This is a genomic window from Cohnella pontilimi, assembly GCF_005049045.1.
GTDB lineage: Bacteria > Bacillota > Bacilli > Paenibacillales > Paenibacillaceae > Cohnella > Cohnella pontilimi.
In genome coordinates this window covers 459194-474758 of record NZ_SUPK01000002.1, presented here as the reverse complement: position 1 = coordinate 474758, position 15565 = coordinate 459194, and the positions used below count along the sequence as shown (strand labels likewise).

16 protein-coding genes and 1 other annotated feature are annotated in these 15565 nt (G+C 57.8%); of the genes, 14 read left to right on the top strand and 2 right to left on the bottom strand.

Features of this window, described 5'->3' with window-relative positions:
• Positions 1-13 precede the first annotated feature (13 nt).
• From aroE to leuS, 8 genes are all read left to right on the top strand, one after another.
• A complete protein-coding gene (aroE, locus tag E5161_RS06310) occupies positions 14-865 on the top strand; it encodes a shikimate dehydrogenase (protein WP_136776851.1) in 852 nt (283 codons plus the stop codon).
• A gap of 10 nt (positions 866-875) precedes the next feature.
• Entirely contained in the window at positions 876-1166 is a 291-nt protein-coding gene (gene yhbY / locus E5161_RS06305; protein WP_136776971.1) for a ribosome assembly RNA-binding protein YhbY, read from the top strand.
• Positions 1167-1190: 24 nt separating this feature from the next.
• A complete protein-coding gene (gene nadD / locus E5161_RS06300) occupies positions 1191-1778 on the top strand; it encodes a nicotinate-nucleotide adenylyltransferase (protein ID WP_136776850.1) in 588 nt (195 codons plus the stop codon).
• Positions 1768-2340 (top strand): bis(5'-nucleosyl)-tetraphosphatase (symmetrical) YqeK, encoded by a 573-nt coding sequence (gene yqeK / locus E5161_RS06295; protein WP_136776849.1) that lies wholly within the window; start codon positions 1768-1770, stop codon positions 2338-2340. Before nadD ends, yqeK begins: the two co-directional genes overlap by 11 nt.
• Positions 2341-2355: 15 nt before the next feature.
• Positions 2356-2700: a ribosome silencing factor gene (gene rsfS, locus E5161_RS06290; protein ID WP_136776848.1), complete on the top strand. Its 345-nt coding sequence runs from the start codon at positions 2356-2358 to the stop codon at positions 2698-2700.
• Positions 2697-3635 carry a CvfB family protein gene (locus E5161_RS06285; RefSeq protein WP_136776847.1) on the top strand — a complete coding sequence of 313 codons (939 nt, stop codon included), beginning with the start codon at positions 2697-2699 and terminating at the stop codon, positions 3633-3635. Before rsfS ends, E5161_RS06285 begins: the two co-directional genes overlap by 4 nt.
• A gap of 43 nt (positions 3636-3678) precedes the next feature.
• Positions 3679-4470 carry a class I SAM-dependent DNA methyltransferase gene (locus tag E5161_RS06280; RefSeq protein ID WP_136776846.1) on the top strand — a complete coding sequence of 264 codons (792 nt, stop codon included), beginning with the start codon at positions 3679-3681 and terminating at the stop codon, positions 4468-4470.
• Positions 4471-4557: 87 nt separating this feature from the next.
• Positions 4558-4795: a binding site (T-box leader), on the top strand.
• Between the two features lie 54 nt (positions 4796-4849).
• Complete coding sequence (gene leuS / locus E5161_RS06275; protein ID WP_136776845.1) at positions 4850-7288, top strand: leucine--tRNA ligase; 2439 nt, start codon at positions 4850-4852, stop codon at positions 7286-7288.
• A gap of 200 nt (positions 7289-7488) precedes the next feature.
• Here the strand turns inward: leuS and comER are convergent, their stop codons facing one another.
• Entirely contained in the window at positions 7489-8331 is an 843-nt protein-coding gene (gene comER / locus E5161_RS06270; RefSeq protein WP_136776844.1) for a late competence protein ComER, read from the bottom strand.
• A gap of 102 nt (positions 8332-8433) precedes the next feature.
• On the opposite strand from comER, the gene E5161_RS06265 reads away from it, so the two are divergent.
• The 6 genes from E5161_RS06265 to holA all read left to right on the top strand — a co-directional run bounded on the left by E5161_RS06265 (position 8434) and on the right by holA (position 15204).
• Positions 8434-8943 (top strand): ComEA family DNA-binding protein, encoded by a 510-nt coding sequence (locus tag E5161_RS06265; RefSeq protein ID WP_211246694.1) that lies wholly within the window; start codon positions 8434-8436, stop codon positions 8941-8943.
• A 70-nt stretch (positions 8944-9013) separates the two neighbouring features.
• Positions 9014-9538: a deoxycytidylate deaminase gene (locus E5161_RS06260; protein ID WP_136776843.1), complete on the top strand. Its 525-nt coding sequence runs from the start codon at positions 9014-9016 to the stop codon at positions 9536-9538.
• 112 nt (positions 9539-9650) lie between these two features.
• Positions 9651-12209 carry a DNA internalization-related competence protein ComEC/Rec2 gene (locus E5161_RS06255; protein ID WP_136776842.1) on the top strand — a complete coding sequence of 853 codons (2559 nt, stop codon included), beginning with the start codon at positions 9651-9653 and terminating at the stop codon, positions 12207-12209.
• Positions 12210-12374: 165 nt separating this feature from the next.
• The gene (locus tag E5161_RS06250; protein WP_136776841.1) at positions 12375-12923 is read left to right on the top strand and encodes an RNA polymerase sigma factor; all 549 of its coding nucleotides are present in this window, start codon (positions 12375-12377) and stop codon (positions 12921-12923) included.
• Positions 12920-13945, top strand: coding sequence for an anti-sigma factor family protein (locus tag E5161_RS06245; protein ID WP_136776840.1), 1026 nt, complete (start codon positions 12920-12922; stop codon positions 13943-13945). The genes E5161_RS06250 and E5161_RS06245 overlap by 4 nt, the downstream gene beginning before the upstream one ends.
• A 227-nt stretch (positions 13946-14172) precedes the next feature.
• Complete coding sequence (gene holA, locus E5161_RS06240; protein WP_136776839.1) at positions 14173-15204, top strand: DNA polymerase III subunit delta; 1032 nt, start codon at positions 14173-14175, stop codon at positions 15202-15204.
• A gap of 59 nt (positions 15205-15263) precedes the next feature.
• Here the strand turns inward: holA and rpsT are convergent, their stop codons facing one another.
• The gene (gene rpsT / locus E5161_RS06235) at positions 15264-15536 is read right to left on the bottom strand and encodes a 30S ribosomal protein S20 (protein ID WP_136776838.1); all 273 of its coding nucleotides are present in this window, start codon (positions 15534-15536) and stop codon (positions 15264-15266) included.
• Positions 15537-15565: the final 29 nt, after the last annotated feature.

Genomic DNA, 15565 nt, shown 5'->3' with positions numbered 1-15565 from the left:
GAACAGTTGCGGCATGGACAGCCACACGGTGTTGTACGGAGTCATCGGGGATCCGGTCCGGCATTCCAAATCGCCGACTATGCTGAACCGGGCTTTTCGGGAATCCGGCGTGAACGGAATTTACGCCGCTTTCCATGTGAAGCCGGAGCAGCTGCAGGAGGCGATCGCGGGCATTCGCGCACTCGGTTTCCGGGGATTGAACGTTACGATTCCCCACAAGGTGGACGTCATGGCCTGCCTGGACGAAATCGACGAGGCTGCCCGGTCGATCGGAGCGGTCAACACGATCGTCCATGATAACGGCCGGCTGATCGGACGCAATACCGACGGGATCGGTTATGTCCGCTCGCTTAAGGAAGAGGCGGAGCCCGACCTGGCGGGCAAGAAGATTGTGGTGCTCGGAGCCGGTGGAGCGGCCCGGGGTATTGTATGGGCGTTAAACCGCGAAGAGCCGTCGGCAATCTGGCTGGCGAACAGGACCTGGGATAAAGCCAAGGAGCTGGCTGGAAGCTTCGACGGCGGTCCGGCCTCCCGTGTGTCGGCTCTTCCGTGGGAACAGGTTCGCGATGCTTGCGCGGAAGCGGACATCGTCGTCAACACGACGTCAGTCGGAATGTCCCCGCATATAGCCGATACGCCGATCGATCCTTCCTGGCTCAAGCCGGGCGCCGTCGCCAGCGATCTGATCTATAATCCGCTTACGACTGCATTTTTGCGTCAGGCGCAAGAACGGGGATGCCGGATTCACGGCGGGCTCGGCATGTTTGTTTACCAAGGCGCATACGCCTTTGAATATTGGACCGGTCTTCCGGCGCCTGTCGCGGCCATGCGGGAAGAAGTGCTGACCTCATTTACAGGAAAGTAGGAAAATCATGATGCTGACCGGAAAACAAAAACGTTACCTGCGTTCGCTCGCCCATCATCTCGATCCGATTTTTCAAGTCGGCAAAGGCGGCGTGAACGACCATCTCATCCGCCACATCGAAGAGGCGATTGAGACGCGTGAATTGATCAAAGTTTCCGTGCTGAACAACTCGCTGGAAGACGCCAGGGAGATCGCGCCTGAGCTCGCGGAGCGTTCGGGCTCCGAACTCGTGCAGGTCATCGGCAAAACGATCGTTTTGTATAAGGAATCGAAGGACCATAAAAGCATCGAGCTTCCGTGACACGGAACAGGAGGTCGGAATCCTATGCGGCGCACCGGTTTGATGGGAGGCACTTTTGATCCGATTCATTTCGGCCATCTAATTGCGGCCGAAGCGGCCCGGGATGCAGCCGGTTTGGAGGAAGTGTGGTTCATTCCGACTTTCGTTCCGCCGCATAAAGGTGAGCCGGGTACCGATGCGGAGACGAGATGCCGGATGCTGGAAGCCGCTTTGTCCGACTCCCCGCATTTCCGGGTAGAGCGCATCGAGCTGACCCGGCAGGGCGTGTCGTATACGATCGATACGGTGACCGCCTTGCGGGAACGGCATCCCGATCGCAGCTTTTATTGGATTGTGGGCTCGGATATGGTGATGGATTTGCCCAATTGGCGAAGACCGGAAGAGGTGGCCGAACAAGTGACTTTCATCGGCCTGGAACGGCCGGGCCAGTCGATCGAGGATCGCGATTTGCCCGACTATATCCGCCGCAAATTGGTCCGCGCTTCGATGCCGCTCATCGGCATATCCTCCACCGAAATCCGCCGGCGGCTGAGGGAACGGCGATCCGTCCGTTTCATGGTGCCGGACTCGGTGTACGAGTTTATACGGAGGAATCATCTCTATGAATCTTGAGGCTTTAAGAGAAGCGACGCGCGCGCAAATGCCTGAAAAAAGATGGACCCATACGCTGGGCGTGGTGGATACCGCTTTGGAGCTGACAAGCCGTTTCGGAGGCGATCCGGCCAAGGCGGAGCTGGCGGCGCTCCTGCACGACTACGCCAAAGCGTGGCCGATTTTGCGGCAAGAACAAGTCATCCGGGAGCAGGGGCTGCCGAAAGAGCTTCTCGACTACGGCAAGGAACTGTGGCACGCGCATGTCGGGGCATGGGTAGTTCGGCACGAGCACGGCATCGAGGACGAAGAAGTGCTGAACGCGATCCGTTACCACACATCCGGCCGGGAAAACATGACGCATCTCGAAAAAATCGTTTGTTTGGCGGATTATATCGAGCCGGGAAGAGACTATCCGGGTGTGCATAAGATCCGGCAACTGGCGGAGCATAATTTGGACGAGGCGCTTACGGCGGGATTGGATTCCACCATCGGCCTGCTGCTGGAGCGCGGGGAGTGTATTTTTCCGCTCACCGTACTGGCACGGAACGATCTGATCCGCCGTCGGAAACAAAAAGAATAACAGGGAGGCTGAGGCATGGCGGGAAAAACGGAGCAATTGCTCAAGGCGGTCATCGACGGAGCGGAGGACAAAAAAGCGAACGACGTCGTGGCGCTGAATCTGCAGGGCATTTCGCTTGTTGCGGACTATTTTGTCATTTGTCACGGGAACTCGGACACACAAGTATTAGCCATCGCGACTGAAATCCGCAAACGCGCCGAGGAAATGGGGATCCGCGTACGTCTCGAGGGAGTGGATACGGCACGCTGGGTGCTTGTCGATATGGGCGACGTCGTGGCGCATGTGTTTCACCGGGATGAGCGGGAGTACTATCATTTGGAGCGCCTCTGGTCGGATGCCAAGGCTGTGGAAAGCGTATGATTTTGGAAGCGGGAACGACCGTTACCCTTCGGGTGCGCCGGGAGACGCCGCCTTACGGCTGGTTCGTGGGGGTCGGCGAAGACGGCGGTCCGGATATTTTACTTCCTTATGGCGAAGCTGTCGTCCGCCGTCCCCAGCCGGGAGACGAGGCGGACTTGTTCCTGTTTCACGACGATAAAGGCCGTCTGACCGCCACACAGCGCGCGCCGCTGATCCGGCTGGGCGAGATGGCGCGGCTCGCCGTGGCGGATTTTCATCCGCGGTTCGGCTATTTTCTCGAGATGGGCATAGGACGTCAGCTTTTGCTGCCGCTTAAGCAGCTGCCCGAAGAGCGCCGGAACGTATGGCCGCAGACCGGGGACGAGCTGCATGTCGTCATGAAGCACGACAAGGAAGGCCGGATGCTCGCCCGTCTGGCGAAAATCGAAGATTTCGAGCAAGTCGTCTTCCGCGCGCCGGGCAGCTGGAAGGGTGAGTGGAAGGAAGCTTGGGTCACCGACGTTTTTCGGGATGGCGTGTTTGTGTTGGTCGAAGGCGGCGTGCTCGGTTACGGCGCTCTGGGCTTTGTTCATGAGTCGGCGATGAGCCGCCCGCTGCGCATCGGAGAGAAATTCAGCGCGCGTGTTACGCAAATCCGTGAAGACGGGCGCGTAACGCTGAGCATGCGACAGCCTAAGGAGACCGGGCGCATGGAAGACGCCGACCGAATCTTGGCTTTCCTGCGCGAACGGCCGGGCGGCGGCATGCCGTATTCGGACGAAACGCCGGCCGACATTATCCAGAAGCGCTTCGGTCTCAGCAAATCTGCCTTCAAACGCGCCCTCGGCAAGCTGATGAAGGATGGTCTGGTGACACAAAAAGCAAGCTGGACTTATTTGGAAGAGGCATCCGGCACCGACACGGCCGAAAAAGCCGGGGAAACGTCACGCAACTGATCCTCGAACGACTGCAAAGACATACGAAAAAGGGGGGGTCACCTTGCGTTCCTACCGAGAATTTGCATCTGTATACGACCGGTTGATGGAGGACATGCCGTATTCGGATTGGATGTACTTCGCCCGGGAATGTTTTGACAAATACGGCATCCCCGAATCGGTCGTCGACCTCGGCTGCGGTACGGGCAACATCTCCATTCCGCTGGCCAAATCCGGCTTTCAGGTATTCGGCATCGACCTGTCGGCCGAGATGCTGGCTGTTGCGCGCAGCAAATGGGACGATCCGGCGCCCGGCCGCGGTGTGCGGGGGGAGCGAGGCTCCATCCGCTGGCTTCAGCAGGATATGCGGGATTGGGACTTGCCGCATCCGGTCGACGCGGTGATCAGCTTCTGCGATTGCCTCAACTATTTGACCGTGAAAGAGGACATCGTGCGGACCTTCAAGCAGACTTACGCCGGCTTGAAACCCGGCGGCTTGTTCGTGTTCGACGTTCACGCGCCGCGCCAGCTCGAAAGGTACGCGGAAGAGCAGCCTTTCGTTTACGATGAAAAGGATGTTGCGTACTTGTGGACTTCGGATTACGATCCCGTCGGCCGGGTGATTCGGCACGATTTGACTTTTTTTGTTCGCGACGAGTCTTCTCCGCCTTTTTCCGGCTTATACCGCAGGTTCGAAGAATCACATGCCCAGCGTGCTTACGATCCGGACTGGCTCGCCGCTCAACTCGCCGCTGCCGGGTTCGAGCTGCTGGACCGCTGCGCCGATTTCGAATGGCAGCCTCCGAACGATAACTCCGAGCGTCTCTTCTTCGTCGCGAGAAAACCGCGAGGCTGAGATACAGTGATAAGGCCGACGGTAGTACGTTTCAGCATGCGCACGCTTGACATCTTTTGCATGCAGTGGCTATAATCATGGCATATCTTTCAGGCTGTGAAGAGGAACAGTAGTCGAAGGGTGTCCCCCAGAGAGCCGGCGGACGGTGCAAGCCGGCGGACGACCGCGACGAACTCGCCTTGGAGCTTCTGCACGAAACGGGCCATGCAATCGGCCCGCCAATTGCGGCGTTTCCCCCACGTTACGGGGCAGAGTGGACGGGATCCCAAGAAGGGGACCGTCAACTAGGGTGGTACCGCGGGAATCGAATCCTCCCGTCCCTAGCGTCGACGCTGGGGGCGGGAGGTTTTTATTTTTCACTGGCAAAGGAGTTTTCGGCATGAGCCACGACCACAACCAACAAGGCTATAATCCCCAAGCCATTGAACCAAAATGGCAGAAGTACTGGGATGAGCACCAAACGTTCCGCACGACGGAAGAACCGGGCAAACCGAAGTTTTACGCGCTTGACATGTTCCCGTATCCTTCGGGTGCGGGTCTTCATGTCGGCCACCCGGAAGGCTATACGGCCACTGACATCGTGAGCCGGTACAAGCGGATGAAGGGCTTTAACGTGCTTCATCCGATGGGCTGGGACGCTTTCGGCCTCCCGGCGGAGCAATATGCGCTGCAATCCGGCCGGCATCCCCGGGATATTACGATTGAGAACATCAACAATTTCCGCCGGCAGATCAAATCGCTCGGTTTCTCGTACGACTGGGACCGTGAGTTCAGCACGACAAATCCGGATTATTACAAATGGACGCAGTGGATTTTTATCCAGTTGTATAAGAGAGGTTTGGCCTATGTGGCCGAGGTGCCGGTGAACTGGTGTCCGGCTCTCGGCACGGTCTTGGCGAACGAGGAAGTGATCGACGGTAAGAGCGAGCGCGGCGGCCATCCGGTCATCCGCAAGCCGATGCGGCAATGGATGCTCAAAATCACCGAGTATGCCGATCGACTGCTGGACGATTTGGAAGAGCTGGATTGGTCGGAGAGCATTAAGGACATGCAGCGCAACTGGATCGGCAAGTCGACCGGCGCGGAAGTGACTTTCGCCATCGAGGGCCATAACGCCGCGCTCACCGTGTTTACGACCCGGCCGGACACCTTGTTCGGTGCGACATATTGCGTACTCGCTCCGGAACATGAACTGGTCAAGACCATTGCATCAATGGAGCAGAAGTCCGCAGTCGAAGCCTATATCGACCAAGCCGCCCGCAAGAGCGATCTGGAACGGACGGATTTGGCGAAAGATAAAACCGGCGTATTCACGGGTGCGTATGCGGTGAATCCGGTCAACGGCGCGAAATTGCCGATTTGGATTGCGGATTACGTGTTGGCCGGTTATGGCACGGGTGCCATCATGGCGGTGCCGGGTCATGACGAACGCGATTGGGAATTTGCCAAAAAGTACGGGCTGCCGATCGTGGAAGTCGTTGCCGGCGGCAATGTCGACGAGGCGGCGTTCACCGGAGACGGCGAGCATGTGAATTCGGGCTTTTTGAACGGCATGTCCACCCCGGATGCGATCCGCGCGATGATCGATTGGCTGGAGGCGCAAGGCAAAGGGCAAGGCAAAGTGACGTACCGCTTGCGCGACTGGCTGTTCAGTCGTCAGCGGTATTGGGGAGAACCGATCCCGGTGCTGCATTTCGAGGACGGCACGATGGAGACGGTTCCGGAAGAAGAACTGCCGCTGCTGCTTCCCGATGTCGATGCGATCGAGCCTTCCGGCACGGGAGAGTCTCCGCTGGCTAACGTGGAAGACTGGCTGTACGTGACCGATCCGAAGAGCGGCCGCAAGGCGCGCCGAGAGACGAACACAATGCCGCAGTGGGCGGGCAGCTGCTGGTACTACTTGCGGTTCATCGATCCGCACAACGAGAAAGAAATTTGCTCACCGGAGAAACAACGAGAATGGCTGCCGGTCGATCTGTATATCGGCGGAGCCGAGCATGCGGTGCTTCATTTGCTGTACGCCCGCTTCTGGCACAAGGTGCTCTACGATATCGGCGTTGTGTCCACCAAAGAGCCGTTCCATAAGCTGGTGAACCAGGGCATGATCTTGGGCATGAACAACGAAAAAATGTCCAAATCCCGCGGCAACGTCATCAATCCGGATGACATCGTTCATGAATTCGGCGCGGATACGCTGCGGGTGTACGAGATGTTCATGGGACCGCTGGAAGCCACCAAACCGTGGAATACGAACGGCGTGGAAGGCGTATACCGGTTCCTCGCCCGGGTATGGAGGTTGTTCGTCGATGACAGCGGCAAGCTGAACGCACGGATTCAGGACGCGGAAGGCGAAGAGTCTTTCCGCCGGACGTGGCACAAAACGGTCAAGAAGCTGACTGAGGATTATGAGGGCTTGCGGTTTAACACGGCGATCAGCCAGCTCATGATTTTCGTCAACGACGCTTATAAAGCCGAAGTGCTGCCGAAGAAAGCGATGGAGAACTTCGTCCAAATGCTTTCTCCGATCGCTCCCCATATCGCGGAAGAATTGTGGGAACGTCTCGGCCATACCGGGTCGATCTCCTACGAACCGTGGCCGGTTTACGATCCGGCGCTCACGGTTGACGCGGAAGTCGAAATCGCCGTGCAGGTGAACGGCAAGATCGCCGACCGCGTGAACGTGCCGTCCGATCTGGACGAAGCGGGTATGCAAGAAACCGCGCTGGCGCTGGACAAAGTGAAGGCGCTGATCGAAGGAAAAACGATCCGCAAAGTTATTGCGGTAAAAGGCAAGCTCGTCAACATTGTGGCGAACTAACCGAGAAAAGGGCGGCCTCTCAGACATCGTCTGAGATCCGCCCTTTCTTTTGTTTAGCAGGTATTCGGGGGCTCCCCCTTACTAACTCCCCAAAAAGTGACGACAGCCTTCGAAGTTGATTCCGATTACTTTTTGGGGACCCCGGTCAGGAAGCTCGTCACTTTTGGGGGATTGAGTTATGGGGGCCCCACTAACCATTTTCATGGCGAATCAGTGCCTTCCGGTCCGAAGAGCGAGTTGTTCACACGTTCGATATCGTCCGCGAATTTCTCGTGGGTGACGTTCAGCACTTTCTGAAAGGCGTCGGCCGTCTCACCGCGCAGCACTTCGAGCGCAGCGGCGGTAATGCCGCCCGGTACGGTCACTTTGGTTTGAAGCTCCTCAGTAGACAAACCGTGTTCCGTGAGCAGCCGCGCGGTGCCGAGAAGCATCTCGGAAGCCAGCGCGTCCGCCTTGGCACGGTCCATGCCGGCGGTCTGTACCGCGGCATCTACAAATTGACCGATCAGGTACGCGAAAAAAGCCGGACCGCAGCTGGACAAATCGGAAGCGGCGCGAACATCCTCCTCTTGGATTTCCACGGGCCGGCTGATGGAAGAGAAAAGTTGCATCAGCCGGGATTTATCCTCAGAAGCCAGACGGCTTCCCCACATACATAACGAAGCTCCAGCACCGGCCGCGTTCACGACGCTCGGAATCATTTTGGCGATTTTACACGGAAGGAGTTTCTCCAGTTGATCCAACATCACCGGACTGGTAATGGAGATGACGATTTGCCGTGCCTTCAGCTCCGGGGTAATCTCCGTCAAAACCGCGCGATAATCGGATGGTTTGACGCACAAAAACAGCAGATCGGCATCCTTCGCCGCTTCTGCATTGGAGGCCGCATGCTGTAACCCGGGAAACCGCTGCGCCAACTTCGCTACCTTGGAGGAAGTTCGGGATGATACCGCGATGTGTTCGGGAAGCATGGAGCCGGCTTGAATGAAAGCTTCGATCAATAAGCTTCCCATGCTGCCGGCCCCGATGAAGCCGATTTTCATCCTCCGTACCTCCTAACCATAGTTCGCTTCCTCCATTGTATGAATTTCGAAAACGAGACATGACGGCTTTCAACCAATGAATAGAAAAAGGAGAGAGGTGCGATGTCCTATCCCGTGAACGGGAGCAAGCGAAGCTTTACGCCGACACGGATGGCCGCATGTGGAATTCTTGCCGCCGGCGGCATCCTGCTGACGTATTCGTTCGCTCAATCGTCTGACGAAGCCATTCCGGGTTGGCAGCCGGTAGATGTGTCTTTGCAGTCTGAACTGCCGACACAGGCTCCGCTTCACCCGCAGAAGGACGCTTCTCCGCCTGAGTCCGTTCCCGCTGCTCCGGCTCCAGCCACAGATTCCTCAAAAGCCGCTGCTCCGGCTCCAGCCACAGATTCCTCCGCGCCGCAAGCGCTGGATCTGAACGCTGCGACTGCTGCAGATCTGGATCGTCTGCCCGGCATTGGACCCGCCAAAGCGAAATTGATCCTGGCTTATCGGGAGTCTCATCACGGATTCGGTTCGGTGGAAGAGTTGCTCCAGGTGAAAGGGATCGGCCCCAAGCTGCTCGATAAAATCCGTCCGCACCTGATCGTGCGCAAAACAGGAAACGCGCCGTAAAGGCCGCAGTATTTACAACCGTGCGAAATATGCGAAAATAGAATCAACTCATTCACCGGAGGTTTTGCACATGCCGTCATCCTCGCGTAAAGACTGGGACACCTATTTTATGGACATCGCCTTCATGGTCTCGACCCGTTCCCGTTGCCCGCGGAGGCATGTTGGTTCGGTGCTGGTTCAGGGAAAGAAGTTGTTGGGCACGGCGTACAACGGCGCTCCGATGGGCGTTCCGGACTGCTCCGAGGCGGGCTGCATGGTCGTCGAAGAATACGAGCAGGTACCCGACGCTGAATCGGGAATCAGCTTGAAAAAGAAGCAGCGATGCATCCGCACGATTCACGCCGAGCAAAATTTGCTCATGTTCACAGACCGGGTTGACCGGGAAGGCTCCACCGTGTACGTCACGGACCAGCCTTGCTGGACTTGCGCGAATATGCTGGCCAACAGCGGCATCTCGGAGATCGTGTATCACCGGATCTATCCCAAAGATTACGAGAAGGTCGCCGCCCTCATGCAGCAGCGCGGCATCCGATTCCGCCGGATCGACGATTACGTCGCGCCTCCCGACACGGAAGCGCAGGTCAGCGGCTCATGACATTTTCGAACGAGGAAGCACCTCCTTCGCCTGACGGCGGAGGAGGTTTTTTTGTGCACCATTCTGCATTTATAAGTTTTACTTGGGCTGAAAAAGAAAACGGAGGAACGCCATGAATCGCAGACCGTTGGTCGCTTTTGTTTGCTGCTGGTTAACCGGCGTATCGATTCCGTCACTTTGGCAAGGGGGTACGCAATTCGTCGTCCTTGCCGCAGCTGCGCTTCTGCTTATCGCAGCACGGCTGGTCGGCCGCATCAACGGCCGCTTGGCCGCAGCTTGTGTCCTGGCGCTCTTACTTGCGTTCGGCGAAAGAATGCTGGTCGACAATGGACGCGTTTCCGATCTTAGCGCTTTATGGGAGACAGAGCAGCTGCCCATACAGGCCGATGTAACGGGCCGGTTGTCAACGGGGGCGCAAGTGGACGGGGATGTCGCCACATTTCAAATGTCGGCGTCGGGCGTCCGTTATCGGCCCTCGGGCGGGGTCCTCCCAATCAGCGAACCGATCCTTGTCCGGGTAAAGCTGAAGACGCCCGATGAACAAATCCGGGCCGCCCGGTGGAAAAGAGGCGATCTCGTCAAAGTTTCCGGCGCGCCGGAGCGACCCGCGGATGCGGGCAATTTTGGCGCCTTTGATTACAAACGGTATCTCGAGCGGCAAGGCGTTTATTGGATATGGTCGGTTCAGGGGGCGGATGGTGTGATCCGCCAAGATGCCGCGGTTCCCATTCTCGTCCGGCCGCTTCGCGCGGTCGACGAACTCCGGACGACCATTGGCGGACTGACAGACCGGTTGTATCCGGGAGACGACGCCGGGTATATGAAAGGATTGGTGGCGGGCATCACGGAAGACATAGACCCCGCGCAATACGATGCGTTTTCACGGCTTGGACTTACGCATATTCTCGCGATTTCGGGACTTCATGTGGCCGTTGTGGTCTTTATCATCCTTCGGCTGGCGGCTTTGGCCGGGCTCACCCGCGAACGCGCGATCGATTTGGCATTCTCCGCGATGCCGGTCTACATGCTGCTCACCGGCGCATCCCCCTCCGCCGTCCGCGCCTGTCTGACCGCCATGATCGCGCTCGCGATGGCCCGCCGGCACCAATTGAAAGACGGGCTGCATTTGCTGGCCGCCGCCGCGCTGATCATGACGGTGTGGGACCCGCACACGGTGGAGAACGTCAGCTTCCAGCTTTCATTTGCGGTGACGGCCGGGCTGCTGCTGTTCACGCCGCTCGTGACGGGGCTGCTCAGCTTTATTCCTTCCAAAATGTTTCGCGAGACGTTGGCTGTCGGCATGACCGCGCAGATCGTCTCGTTCCCGCTATCGGCATATTATTTTCATGGCTTGCACCTGCTGTCACTGCCGGCCAATCTGGTGCTCGTTCCTTTTATCAGCTTTGTCGTCCTGCCTCTCGGCATGGCTTCGGTCGCGTTAGGAGCCGCTTGGTTTCCGCTTGGGTGGTTCCCCGCGAAATTGGCTTCCTACGCGAACATTCTGACGTTCGAGATTGTCCGTCGAATGGACGAGTGGCAGGGACTGAGAACGGTATGGCCGCAAACGGCTTGGCTTTGGGTCATCGCCGCTTTTGGCTTACTCCTCGTTTCGGCTTCGTTGCTGCGGCGGAGGGAAGCGTTCAAACAAGAACAGGAGTGGAGCAGCGCCGAGCTGGAAAAGGAGACCGTACCTCTGGGAACGTCGGCTGTCGGATCGATGCGCATGTTGTATTGGCGCCTCGCCGTCGTGCTCTTATGCTTGTTGTGGACCGGATGGCTGGTTTGGGGCTATCGTCCGGTCTGGCTTGATCGTGACGCTTACGTTCAATTTCTGGATGTGGGTCAGGGGGATGCCATCTTGATCCGTACGGGAAAAGGAAGGCATATCTTGATCGACACGGGGGGAACGGTCACCTTCCGCAAACCGGACGAAGCGTGGCGCGAGCGCCATGACCCTTACGAAGTCGGCCGCAAACTGTTGGTCCCGCTGCTGAGGCAGAGAGGAGTGCGTGAGCTCGATGCGCTCGTGCTGACGCATTTGGACAACGACCACATAGGCGGTGCGGAAGCCGTCATCCGCGGCGTTCCGGTGCGGGCGGTCATTTGGAACGGAACGCGCAAACCGGGTCAGTCGGCGGAACGATTGCTCCATCTGATTCGAGAACGAGGGATTCCTCTCTATGCGGCACGGCAGGGGATGAAATGGCAAGCCGACGCTTCATGTGAATTGGAAGTTTTGTATCCCGGCGGCAGCAGCGCTCCGCCATTGCTTGCTTCTATAGCTGAGCAAAACTTGCAGAGCGTCGTATTGATGATCAATTTATACGGCAGACGCTTTCTTTTTCCGGGCGATCTGGAGTCTTCCGGAGAAGCGGAAGTCGTGGAGGCGGCATCTCATCGCTCTACTGCCACCTCCTCGCGTACTGTAGACGTTCTGAAAGCGGCCCACCACGGCAGTAAAACGTCCACCGGCGCGCTTTGGCTGCATTATTGGAAGCCGGCCCAGGTAGTGGTGTCCGTCGGGCGCCGCAATCTGTACGGCCATCCGCATGAGACGGTCGTTGCGCGAATCCGTGATGCGGGCATTCCGATGTTCCGCACCGACCGCGACGGAGAGATCCAGTACCGGATCCGGCCGGACGGAGCCTTGCAGCGCAGGCAAAAAAGATAGCAAGACCAAATGCTCATTCCTGCCGGACAAAAGACTGTGCGCATGCCGCCATTTTTGCTAGACTGAAAGTATTGTTCCGACGGCGGAAAAGGAATTCCGACCGGAGGTGCAACCTTTCGGGAGGAAAGAACGTCTGGGGGGTTGCAGGGGAGGAGAGGATCTTCTGTGGTGGAGCCGGCGCTGATCAAAGCCGCCCAAGCAGGCGACCGGGAAGCACTCGTTTCGCTGCTCCGCGAGATCGAGCATCAAGTGTACCGCACCGCTTATTATTTGTTAAACCATGAGCAGGATGCGCTGGACGCGGCGCAGGAAGCTCTGATCCGCATTTATACGAAAATCGGTTCTTACGAGGAAAAAGCACAGTTTCGTACTTGGGTGCAGCGGATCGTCACGAACATCTGTATCGACAAGTTCCGCCGCAAACGCCCCTCGGTATCGATCGACGAGCACGAGCTCGTGTTCCAGGCGAGGGACAATGTGGAAGGAGAGGTTCTTTCCGCTTATGCGGCGGAAGAAATCCGCGAAGCGATCGGCAAGCTGCCGGAGCATCACCGAACGGTTGTCGTTCTTCGTTATTTACAGGACTTCTCCTACAACGAAATTGCCGATTCGCTCGGGCTGCCCCTGAACACGGTCAAATCGTACTTGTTCCGGGCAAGGCAGCAGTTGCAAGTTCTACTTCACGATTATCAGAAAGGTGGTGTCCGGGGATGAATTGCGAAGAGGTGATGGAGCTGATGCAGCGTCATATCGACGGGGACCTGAATGCTGAGGAAACGTCGCGCATGCTGGATCATGTCGGACATTGCCCGGATTGCGCCGCCATGCTCCAACGACTGACGAATTTGTCCCGCGGGCTTGAGCAGCTGCCTCGGGTCGTGCCGCCATACAGTCTCGTCGATGCCATTCTTCCGCAGCTTGGAGATTGGGAAACGGAAGCGGCAGGTGCGGAAGCCGCCGAGGAACAAGTCGTCACGGCACCGAGAGCACGCCGGGCCGCCAGGAAACGCAGCGAATGGATCGGGCGTTTGGCGGGGGTTGGCGCGATTGCAGCCGTCGTGCTGCTGCTGTTGATCGGCGGACCGAACTTCCTGCCCATGGGATCGGCTGACAGGAGCAAAGAAGCCGGTTCTGATCTCAACAACGATCGGATAACAACGAAAATGGCCGGCGATAACGGTTCGCCAGCCGCTTCTTCCTCCGGTGCAAACATGGGGGATAGGTCGGTGACAACGGATTCACCCGTAACTTTTGGCGCCTCGACGTCCCCTGAGGATGAGCCGTCAGCGAGTACAAAGAAAGATGTCGGCACGAATCCCGGCGATCCCACGAGCCCGCACCCGGATCGTAATGCGGCCGCGAGTCCGTCTGCCTCGGGCGATCAGACGGTAGAGCCGAGAGCTTCGGCCGACGCGCAAGAGAAGGGTCCGCATGTTCCGTCGACGAACCCTGTCACGCCTCCCCCTACGGCGATGATCATGCAGCAGCCGCCGGACGAGGAGGTGCTGTCGCCCGACGGGCAATGGAGAGCCGTGATTCTCGAAGGTTTATTTCAATTGTTCCGCACGGACGACGGTACGTTGGCGTATGAATCGCCATCGAACGGAGGCAAACGCAGCGGAATCGTGTGGAAAGAAGACAGTTCGGCCGTCACCTACACCTATGTGGACGCCGATGGGAACAAGTCCTTCCGGTACGTAGACGTATCGGAACTGAAGGAAAAGCCGGCGCCGTAAAGCCATTGTCACCTTTTACAGGCCGGGTGCGTATGTTATACCAAGAGTGTCGACGCCGTCCCGAAGGACGTCGTGACGGTCGTTCGCGCACGGTACCATGGGCCGGCCGGCGAACGTTGATATAGATGTCCGAGGACGAAGGGATCATGTCTCGCAGAAGACGTGATCTCTTTGTCGTTTCTATGATACGATAAAGGGGAACGCAAGGAGAGGCAGGAGGAACCGGAATGGAAGCGAGGCAGGTTTTTCGGGAATTGAGGGAAGGAAAAATCCGCCCGTTTTATGTGGCTTTCGGTACGGAATCTTATTTGATGAACGATTTCGCCGAGCGCCTGACGGAGCAAGTGGCTGAGCCCGAACACCGGGACATGGCGGTTGTGCGGTTCGATACGGGGGAAACTCCGCTGGACGGCATCCTGGATGAAGCGGAGACGCTTCCGTTTCTTGTGGAGCGGAAACTGATCCTCGTTCGCGACACCGTATTGTTCGCATCGGGCAAAGAATCATCCAAAATCGAACACCGGCCGGAGCGGCTCACCGCTTATATGGCGCAGCCGATGGACAGCACGGTGCTTGTTTTTATGGTACCGAACGAGAAGCTTGACGAACGCAAGAAGCTGGTGAAAACGGTCAAACAGTACGACGCGGCGGTGAATTTCGCTCCGCTTGCCGCCGATGAGCTCGTCAGCTGGCTGGCGAGAAGGGCGGAAAAGCAAGGGCGCAGGATCGATCCGGCGGCGGTCGAGGAATTACTGCGGCGGGCGGGTACCGACATGCACGTGCTCGCCTCCGAGACGGACAAGCTGTGTCTGCATGCGGGAGCGGAAGGAACAGTGACGGTGGAAGCGGTGCATGCCCTCGTGCCGGTCGCGGCTGAGCAAAACGTTTTCCGCCTTACGGAAGAACTGGCGGCGCTCCGTACCGAGAAGGTGATGACGCTGTATTACGACCTGCTGAAGCAGCGGGAGGAGCCGATCAAGCTGATGGCGCTGCTCGTCCGGCAGTTCCGCAACATGCTGTACGTGAAAGAGCTTGGCGGTCAAGGGTATTCTCCCCAGCAAATGGCCGGGCAGCTCGGACTGCATCCGTACGCGGTTAAGGTGACGGCCGATCAGGCGCGTAAATTTACCGTCGACCGGCTGGCCCGGCTGCTGTCCGAGCTTGCGGAGCTGGATTTTGCCATGAAGACGGGCCAAGTAGAAAAAACGCTGGGGCTTGAGTTATTCCTTCTCCGGACCGCTTCGGCAGGCGCCGGCTAAAACCAAAAGAGCCATCCCTTCACGGGATGGCTCTTTATTGATTCGCAAAAGGCAAGCGATTAACCTTGTGCGGACATGGCGTTCAGCTTTTTGGCCAGACGGGATTTTTTGCGGGCAGCTGCATTTTTGTGAATGAGGCCTTTGGTCACCGCTTTGTCCAATTTTTTCTGAGCCAGGACCAACGCGTCTTTCGCCGCGGTTGCGTCCGTGCCGACGACCGCTTGGTCTGCTTGTTTAACGGCCGTACGCAGTGCGGATTTCTGGGATGCGTTGCGCAGGCGGCGTTTTTCGTTTGTTTTGGTCCGTTTGATCGCGGATTTGATGTTCGGCATTCTTTTCACCTCCTGAAAAACAAGAGTAT